Origin of the sequence: Frankia sp. AgB32 (assembly GCF_023243045.1) — a bacterium.
Taxonomy (GTDB): Bacteria; Actinomycetota; Actinomycetes; order Frankiales; family Frankiaceae; genus Frankia.
Map to the genome: position 1 here is coordinate 21440 of NZ_JALKFX010000113.1, position 6662 is coordinate 28101.

9 protein-coding genes are annotated in these 6662 nt (G+C 72.1%); 4 read left to right on the forward strand and 5 right to left on the reverse strand.

Annotated elements, in window-relative coordinates; genetic code table 11:
* Positions 1–365 precede the first annotated feature (365 nt).
* Positions 366–767, forward strand: a complete 402-nt coding sequence (locus tag MXD60_RS24595; protein WP_518468618.1) for a hypothetical protein — start codon at positions 366–368, stop codon at positions 765–767.
* Positions 768–791: 24 nt separating this feature from the next.
* Here MXD60_RS24595 and MXD60_RS24600 read toward each other — a convergent pair whose 3' ends face one another.
* Positions 792–1121, reverse strand: a complete 330-nt coding sequence (locus tag MXD60_RS24600) for a hypothetical protein (protein ID WP_248821727.1) — start codon at positions 1119–1121, stop codon at positions 792–794.
* Here MXD60_RS24600 and MXD60_RS24605 point away from each other — a divergent pair.
* Positions 1114–1416: a hypothetical protein gene (locus MXD60_RS24605; RefSeq protein WP_248821728.1), complete on the forward strand. Its 303-nt coding sequence runs from the start codon at positions 1114–1116 to the stop codon at positions 1414–1416. The genes MXD60_RS24600 and MXD60_RS24605 overlap by 8 nt on opposite strands.
* A gap of 214 nt (positions 1417–1630) precedes the next feature.
* Here the strand turns inward: MXD60_RS24605 and MXD60_RS24610 are convergent, their stop codons facing one another.
* The 4 genes from MXD60_RS24610 to MXD60_RS24625 all read right to left on the reverse strand — a co-directional run bounded on the left by MXD60_RS24610 (position 1631) and on the right by MXD60_RS24625 (position 5741).
* On the reverse strand, positions 1631–2437 hold the full coding sequence (locus tag MXD60_RS24610; RefSeq protein WP_308222591.1) for a response regulator: 807 nt from the start codon (positions 2435–2437) through the stop codon (positions 1631–1633).
* Positions 2434–3771: a sensor histidine kinase gene (locus MXD60_RS24615; protein WP_248821729.1), complete on the reverse strand. Its 1338-nt coding sequence runs from the start codon at positions 3769–3771 to the stop codon at positions 2434–2436. The genes MXD60_RS24610 and MXD60_RS24615 overlap by 4 nt, the downstream gene beginning before the upstream one ends.
* A 90-nt stretch (positions 3772–3861) precedes the next feature.
* Entirely contained in the window at positions 3862–4758 is an 897-nt protein-coding gene (locus tag MXD60_RS24620; protein WP_248821730.1) for an ABC transporter permease, read from the reverse strand.
* On the reverse strand, positions 4755–5741 hold the full coding sequence (locus MXD60_RS24625) for an ABC transporter ATP-binding protein (protein ID WP_248821731.1): 987 nt from the start codon (positions 5739–5741) through the stop codon (positions 4755–4757). Before MXD60_RS24625 ends, MXD60_RS24620 begins: the two co-directional genes overlap by 4 nt.
* A 260-nt stretch (positions 5742–6001) precedes the next feature.
* On the opposite strand from MXD60_RS24625, the gene MXD60_RS24630 reads away from it, so the two are divergent.
* Both MXD60_RS24630 and MXD60_RS24635 read left to right on the forward strand, forming a co-directional pair.
* A complete protein-coding gene (locus MXD60_RS24630) occupies positions 6002–6334 on the forward strand; it encodes an ArsR/SmtB family transcription factor (protein ID WP_248821732.1) in 333 nt (110 codons plus the stop codon).
* Positions 6331–6600, forward strand: a complete 270-nt coding sequence (locus tag MXD60_RS24635) for a hypothetical protein (protein ID WP_248821734.1) — start codon at positions 6331–6333, stop codon at positions 6598–6600. Before MXD60_RS24630 ends, MXD60_RS24635 begins: the two co-directional genes overlap by 4 nt.
* Positions 6601–6662 lie beyond the last annotated feature (62 nt).

A 6662-nucleotide genomic window follows, 5' to 3' on the forward strand; every position in this document is an offset into this window, starting at 1 on the left:
CAAACAAAGTCCGAGTGGCCCGGCCGTCTGCGAAACTCAGCGTCGAACACCTCCTTGGCGTCGCCGCGAAGGGATGGAACGTGTCCACGGCAGTTCTCACGGTCAGGAGCGACGCCGGCGAGGTCGTCGTGGCCGAGGGCCGACCGCGGTTCATCATCGGCCGAGCGCGCACGCGAATCACGTGATCGCGGATGGCCGCGTCTCCCGGCAGCATCTGATGATCGAGGCGACGGGCCAGGGCTGGGCGGTGGGAACCGCGTCTCGCCGCGGATCTCGACCGTGTTCAGCATCCGGCTGCCGCCGAGCCAGGTGCCGTTGGAACTGACGTCCCGTTGCCGTTCTTCGGCGAACAGGGTTATCCATGGGTGTTCCTGCGCCTACTGGACACTCCTGGCGCCGAGTCCGCGGCGCGTTTCCGCCAGTCGCGGCACTACGTCCCGGCGTCGGTGACGGCGCCGTCGGCCCGACCCACGCCGGAGGCACTGCCCAGCATCCGGCAGCAGTCGGACGCCGATCTCAACACACTCCTGCGGGCCGGCCAGACCCGCCCGCAGACCTTCGACGGCCAGGTCGTTCCCGGCCCGCAGGTCCCGATCAACCCCAGTGCCCCCGAGCGCGACGCGCTCTTCAACCACACGGAGCGTCAGTACGCGTTCGACATCGGCGCCGGGCTCGCCCTCACCGTCGTCTACATCGGTGTCATCGCCGTCCTCCTGCGCCGCCTGGACCCGAAAACGAACCGACGACGAAAGCCGACGACGCAGTAACCGCACCTGCCGGTGGGTGGTGGTTCAGGCGGAGCAGGCCCAGCTGATGGATCCGGCGAGCGTTCGGCCACCGGACGTCGACGCCGAGAAGACGACGCTGCCGCCGCTGGCGCTGATCTGTGCGTCGGTGGGCACGGCGGTCACGACGTCCTGGCTGCTCGGCCCGAGGACCGACACGGCCACCAGCGCGTGGTAGGTGCCAGGCCCGCGGTAGGCGGAGACCCGCACGGACTCGGAGATCTGGTAGCCCTGCAGCGACCCGCTGGCGGACGCGACGTAGCGGGCGCCGGGGGTCTCGCAGGTCACCGTGGTGTCGACATGCCCGGACAGCGTGACCGGGGAGGTGATGGCCACCGTCAGCGATCCGGGCCCTCCGGTGCCCTGGCCGGCCGAGGTCTGCGACGTCACCGCGGCCGCCGTCGCCGGGTCCGACGTTCCCGCGGACGACGTTCCCACGGACGACGTTCCCGCGGACGACGTTCCCACGGACGACGTTCCCACGGACGACGAGGTGACCGACGACGAGGTGGCCGACGACGTCGTGCCGGCGGAGATCCGCGCCGCGCCACCGCCCTGGCAGGCAGTGAGCGCCAGCATGAGCGCGCCGATCGAGGCAGCGGCCAGGGGACCTCGAAGGACCGACATCTGAAGGGGCATGGGACGGGCTCCTACCTCACGAGCGACGAGCCTCAGAAGCCCACGGGCGGGGTCCTGAGACACCGGCGGCCATCGCCGGTGTCGGCCGAGGGCGAGCGGTGCGCCAGACCCGCCCGCCCGGCCGGCCTGACAAGAGCACCAGCCCGACATGAGACCCGCGCCAGGGAATGATGTGAGAAGGGTTCGAGTCGGCTGCCTGTGGCGGGTCAGGCCGGGCGGGGCGGGTTGTCCGACGGGCGGACGACACCGATCTCGTAGGCGAAGACGACCGCCTGCACGCGGTCCCGCAGGTCGAGCTTGGCCAGAATCCGCCCGACGTGCGTCTTCACCGTCGCCTCCGACAGCACGAGCCGGGCCGCGATCTCCGCGTTGGACAGGCCGGCGGCCACCTCGTTCAGCACGTCCCGCTCGCGCTCGGTGAGCCGGGCCAGCCGCCGGTCGACAGGCGGCGCCGCGTCCGGCCCGGCCGACTGCGACGGCAACGGCGACGCGCCACCGTACTCAGGCGCGGGCGCGCCGGTTCCGGCCGGCCCGGTGAGCGCCGCCGGGTCGGGCAGGCGATGGGCGAACGCGTCGAGCAGGCGGCGAGTGATGCTGGGCGCGACGACCGCGTCGCCCGACGCGACCGCGCGGATCGCCGCGAGCAGGTCGGCCGGGGGGACGTCCTTGAGCAGGAACCCGCTGGCCCCGGCCCGCAGCCCGGCGAAGGCATACCCGTCCAGGTCGAACGTCGTGAGGATCAGTACCCGCGAGGCGCTGCCGGCCGCGACGATCCGGCTCGTCGCCTCGATGCCGTCCACCCCCGGCATCCGCACGTCCATCAGAACGACATCGGGGCGCAGGCTCGCGGTGAGAGCGACGGCCTCGGCGCCGTCCCCGGCCTCGCCGACGACACTCAGGTCGGGCTGGGATTCGAGCACCATGCGGAAGCCCATCCGCAGCAGCGGCTGGTCGTCCACGAGCAGGACCGAGGTGACAGGAGCGGCGGCGGAGCCGGGATCGACGGAGGTCACCCCGGCACCTTCCCATCGGCGGCGATCCAGGTGCTGACCCGCCAGCCGCCGTCCGGCCCGGGGCCGACCTGCACCGTGCCGCCGTACACGGCGCTGCGCTCGCGCATGCCGACGAGGCCCTGGCCGCCGGGGGCCGCCGGGCCACCGGCCGGGTTGGCGCCCTGGCCGGTGTCGCGGACGTCGACGGTGATCCCGCGCCGGTCGTAGCGCAGCTCGACGGCGGCGGTGGCGGCCGGGCCGGCGTGCTTGAGGGTGTTGGTCAGCGCCTCCTGGACCAGCCGGTAGATCGTGAGCTGCACGCCGGCCGGCAGGTCCAGCGGCTTCCCGGTGACGGTGAGGAGCACCGGCAGGCCGGCCTGGCGGACCTGGCCGATCAGCGCGTCGAGGTCGGTCAGCCGGGGCTGGGGCGCCGTGCCGTCGGCGGCGCCGTCCGCGCGGAGCACCCCGAGCAGGCGGCGCATCTCCGCCAGCGCCTCCCGCCCGGTCCGCGACACCTGCATGATCGCCTGCTTCGCCTGCGGCACCGAGCTGTCCAGCGCGAACTCCGCGCCGTCGGCCAGGGCGATCATCACCGACAGGTTGTGGGCGACGACGTCGTGCATCTCGCGGGCGATGCGGGCCCGTTCGGCGGCGGCGGCGATCTGGGCCTGCTGGTCGCGCTCGCGCTCCAGCCGGTCGGCGCGGTCGGTCAGGCTCGCGAGGTAGGCGCGCCGCGTTCCCGCGTTGCGCCCGAGCACCCCCGCGGTGACCACGACCAGGCCGAGCACGATCAGGTTGGCGGGGACCGGAGCGTGGTTCTGGGTTCGCCAGGCGATGCTCCCCACCACTGTCGCGACGGCCATGGCGACTGTCGCCGCCCGCCGGACGCGCCGGGTGCCCTGCGCCGCCGCCGTGTAGAAGGCGACCAGCACCCCGAAGTTGCTCGCCACCGCCGAACCGATGAGGGCCTGCACCCCGGCGACCGCGAGGCAGGCCGCGAGGACGACCATCGGGAACTGGCGCCGCCAGACCACCAGCAGCAGTTCCAGCGCGGCCAGTCCGAGCACGGTGAGCTGGCGCGTACCGGACGCCTTCGCCAGCGTGTCCAGAAGCGCGGCGAACACGATCAGGCTCAGCCCCGCGGCCAACATCCCGTCCACCAGCTTCGGGTGGGTCTGCAGGTAACGGCCGACCCGGACGTGGCGCAGCCGGCCGAGCACCAGCCCCGGTTCGGCCGGGCCCGGGTTCCCCCGAGGGCCGGCCGCGGCGGATTCCGGCTGGCCCAACGCCGGCCCTGGCCGGACCTGCTCCGGCTGGCCCGGTTCCGGCTGGCCCGGTTCCGTCAGCACTGCCATACCCGCCATCGTGACCTCCCGAGCAGTGGGAATCGAGACCGTGTCCCCCGACGGACGGCGCACGCGGGGCCGGTCCGGTGAGGTCGCGGGTCAGGCGTCCCGCCGGACCAGCAGGACCGCCGCGGCGGCGAGGGTGACGACCAGGTAGGCGAGCAGCACGAGCAGCCCATGCGTCGGCGAGGGCACGCTGGGCGAACGCACCACCTGCATCAGTGCGTCCCCGGACGCCGAGGGCAGGTGGTCGCCGATCCGGGCCAGCCGCGGCGGCAGCGCCCCGACGATCTGCGGGAGCACCAGCAGAACCCCGAACAGCGTGGCGATCGCGGCCGGCGTGTTGCGCAGCAGGGCGCCGAGCGCGAGGCCGAGCACGCCGATCCCGGTCACGAAGAACGCGGTGCCCAGCACCGACCGCAGCACCCCCGGGTCGGACAGCGCCACGTCGATGTGCCGCGAGGACAGCTGCGCCTGGCCCACGGTGAACGCGATCAGGTTCGCCACCACCATCAGCCCGAAGCTCGCGGCCGCGAAGACCGCCACCTTCGCCCACAGCACCGGCAGGCGGCGCGGGACCACCCCGAGCGAGGCGCGGATCATCCCGGTGGCGTACTCGCCGGAGATCACCAGAACGCCGAGCACCCCGATGGCCAGTTGCGCGAGGTACATCCCGCTGAGGCTGGTCGCGGTGGCGTCGAACGTGCGCATCTCCTCGGCGCCATAGTTCGGCCAGTCGTTGGCCGTCACCCGGGACAGGATGAAGCCCAGCACCACTGTCACGCCCAGCGCCGCAGCCAGCGTCCACACCGTGGAGCGCAGCGAGGTCAGCTTGGTCCACTCGGAGCGCAGCACCCGGAGCTGGGTGACGCGCATCGCCGGCCGGTGCCCGTGGCCCGCGGGCCGAGGTCCACTCGCCGAACGTCCGGCCGTCGCCGTCGCAGGCCCGGTCACGGTCGTGGTGGTGCCGATCATCCGGGCCATCTGCGTGCTCATGCCCGAGCCTCCGATCCCACGATGCCCGCCAGGGCAAGGGTCTTCTCGTTGTCCGTGCTGCTGGAGCTGGTGATGTTCGGACTGGTCGTGCCGTACTCGACCGCGTCGCGGGTGAGGTCCATGAAGGCGTCCTCCAGCGAGACCTGCTTCGGCGTGAGCTCGTACAGGGCCAGGCCGGCCGCGCGGGCCGCCTCGCCGATCTGCGCGCTGGTGCGGCCGGTGACGTCGAGGGTGTCGGCGGCGGTCGAGGTGACGGTGACGCCGGGGCCGGCGAGCACGTCGCGCAGCGCCGCGCTCTGCGGGGTGCGCACGTGGATCGCGGCCGGCGAGGCGCTGGCGATGACCTCCTCGACGGTCGTCTCGGCGATGAGCCGGCCGCGCCCGACGACCACCAGGTTCGTCGCCGTCTGGGCCATCTCGCTCATCAGGTGCGAGGAGAGGAACACCGTGCGGCCCTCGGCGGCGAGGTCGCGCAGCAGGCTGCGGATCCAGCGGATGCCCTCCGGGTCCAGCCCGTTCACCGGCTCGTCGAGGATCAGCGTCGCCGGGTCGCCGAGCAGGGCGGAGGCGATACCGAGCCGCTGCCCCATGCCGAGGGAGAAGCCGCCGGCGCGCTTACGGGCGACGTCGGTCAGCCCGACCATCTCGATCACCTCGTTGACCCGCCGGCGCGAGATGCCGTGGGTCTGGGCGAGGGCGAGCAGGTGCTTGGCCGCGGACCGGCCGGTGTGCACCGCCCTGGCCTCGAGCATCACCCCGACCTCGTGCATCGGCGCCGCCGCGTCCCGGTAGCGGCGGCCGTTGACGAGCACCTCGCCGCGGGTCGGCCGGTCCAGGCCGAGGATCATCCGCATCGTGGTGGACTTGCCGGCACCGTTAGGACCGAGGAACCCGGTCACCGTCCCCGGCCGCACCGTGAAACTGAGGTCATGTACGGCGACCTTGTCGCCGTACCGCTTCTCCAGGCCCCTTGCCTCGATCATGTGATCCCGGCTCCCGTGTGGTCGTCGCTCTCGGACAACGATCACGTTAGGGATCTTCGAAGCCCCTGCCGACATCCTCAAGGCCGATCTTTCCAGGCCTCCACACCGCCACATACGCCTCAGGTAGTACGCCTCAGGGGTCGTGGCAACCGGACCGTCGGCAGCTCCGGTCGAACGGTTCCTCCGGCGACCGCGAAGGGTGGCGCCCAGTCGACTTTTCATCTGCTAACATTTCTTAGCATGTGCTTCAGGATCTCACCGTGACGACTTCGGACCTCGCCGGAGACGAGCTGGTGCGGGTGCTGGCGACGCTGGCCAACCCGCACCGGCTGCGGGTCCTCGCGGCCTTGGCCACCGGGCGCAACTACGTCAGCCAGCTCGCCCGGGACCTGGGTATCAGTCGTGCGTTGCTGCAGGTTCACCTGCGCAAGCTCGAGGCGGCCGGGCTGGTTACCGCGCAACTGGAACTGTCCGAGGACGGCAAGGCAATGAAGTTCTACGAGGTCGTGCCGCTCGACCTCCATCTGACGCCGGAGATCATCGCGGTCGCGGCCCGCACACTCAGCCCACCAGAGAAGAGGGAAGACGAATGAGCGCCACCGACTGGCAGGAAATCATCGGGACCATCGGGATCTTCTCGCTGATCGCCATCGTGATCGTCGTGTCGATCTGGCAGTTCGCGTCGACCCGGCGAGCGAAGATCGTGCTTGCCCGCGAAAGCGAATACCGCCGGATCGCGGACAAGTCCCTGCTCGTCCAGGAGTCCGTCGAACGCCACCTCGCCGAGCTGGGCGGGCGGGTGGCGGAGATGCAGACCCGGATGCAGACGCTCGAGCGGCTCCTGAAGGAGGTGGAATAAGCGCTGGCCGCCAGCCGGCGAGTGGCGGCGGCACCACGTAGACCCGGGTGGCCCGCCCGGCC

Excerpts from the sequence above, each read along its gene's own strand:
- MXD60_RS24605 (WP_248821728.1), top strand. The coding sequence starts at position 1,114 with ATGGCCACCGTCAGCGATCCGGGCCCTCCGGTGCCCTGGCCGGCCGAG.
- MXD60_RS24635 (WP_248821734.1), top strand. The coding sequence starts at position 6,331 with ATGAGCGCCACCGACTGGCAGGAAATCATCGGGACCATCGGGATCTTC.
- MXD60_RS24620 (WP_248821730.1), bottom strand. The coding sequence starts at position 4,758 with ATGAGCACGCAGATGGCCCGGATGATCGGCACCACCACGACCGTGACC.
- MXD60_RS24615 (WP_248821729.1), bottom strand. The coding sequence starts at position 3,771 with ATGGCAGTGCTGACGGAACCGGGCCAGCCGGAACCGGGCCAGCCGGAG.
- MXD60_RS24625 (WP_248821731.1), bottom strand. The coding sequence starts at position 5,741 with ATGATCGAGGCAAGGGGCCTGGAGAAGCGGTACGGCGACAAGGTCGCC.